This window comes from Streptomyces calidiresistens, assembly GCF_014141525.1.
Lineage (GTDB): Bacteria > Actinomycetota > Actinomycetes > Streptomycetales > Streptomycetaceae > Streptomyces > Streptomyces calidiresistens.
In genome coordinates, this window is record NZ_VKHS01001286.1 from 1 (window position 1) to 988 (window position 988).

Genomic DNA, 988 nt, shown 5'->3' on the forward strand with positions numbered 1-988 from the left:
ATCCCCGCCCCCGCCGGCCCGGGCGGAGCCGCCGGGAGCGGCACCCCGCAGGGTGGCGGTGTCTTCATCCCCCGCGCGCGGCTCTCCCCGGAGGGCCCGAGGCACCGCATCCCCCAACCCCGGAAGCGCTGAACCGGCGGGGCTCCCGGGCCCCGATCCCGGCCCGCGCCGACCCGATGTCGGCACGGGCGGGATCGGGAGCCGGCCCGGGGCGGCGCCGTGTTCCCGTTCGCCGCAGGACGCCCCGGCGAGGTGCGGAGGGCTCACGGGGGCACCTCGCCTTGGTGCGGCCCCTTCCTCCCGACTCCGCCGAGCCTCCGGGTCACGAGGGGCCGGCAGGACAGGGAGACGTACAGGTACGCCGCGCCGCTGCCGACCACCTGGTCCGGCATGCCGGCGGTGGCGCAGACGTACCGGCCGGATGCCAGGGCTTCCCGCTGGACCTCTTGATGGGCGATGTCGTCCAACCAGTCCCGGAACACGCTCCCGACATGGGAGGCCCCGGGGTCCGCGGGGTGGAGGGCACCCGCCGGAAAGGGGCAGGCCCCGGGCTCCGGATCGAGCGCGCGGACGAGCCGGACCGCCTGGCGTCGAAGCCACCTCATGGCCTCGGAGGGGGTGTCGGCGCGGTGGGACCCGAGCAGCCATTCCGCTCCGGCCTCCGGACTCCGAACGACGCTTTCACACCGGTAGCCGTCCACCCGGGGCCTCATCACCGCCCACCGCAGAAGGCCCACAGCGGGACGCTCCCGGCGCGGTGGCGGGTGCCGTGGCGGCGATGGACGCCGCGACGAACCGATGCCCGGGCCATCGGGCCCCGCATCGCCGCCGCGCCCGTGGCCGTGCCCCTGCCCGAGGGGCCGCCCGCCCCGTACGTCCCGCCGGTCATCGGCCCTCCAGCAGCCGGAAGTGAGCCGCGACCCGTTCCCCCAGCTCCTCCGCCCGCGCACGGAGTTCGGCCGGGCCGGGGAGGCCGGGGGCGGAGGAG

1 protein-coding gene is annotated in these 988 nt (G+C 77.5%); it reads right to left on the reverse strand.

Annotated features, from left to right (window positions below; all coding sequences use genetic code 11):
• Positions 1–263: 263 nt before the first annotated feature.
• Positions 264–482 carry a hypothetical protein gene (locus FOE67_RS29810; protein ID WP_228474345.1) on the reverse strand — a complete coding sequence of 73 codons (219 nt, stop codon included), beginning with the start codon at positions 480–482 and terminating at the stop codon, positions 264–266.
• Positions 483–988 lie beyond the last annotated feature (506 nt).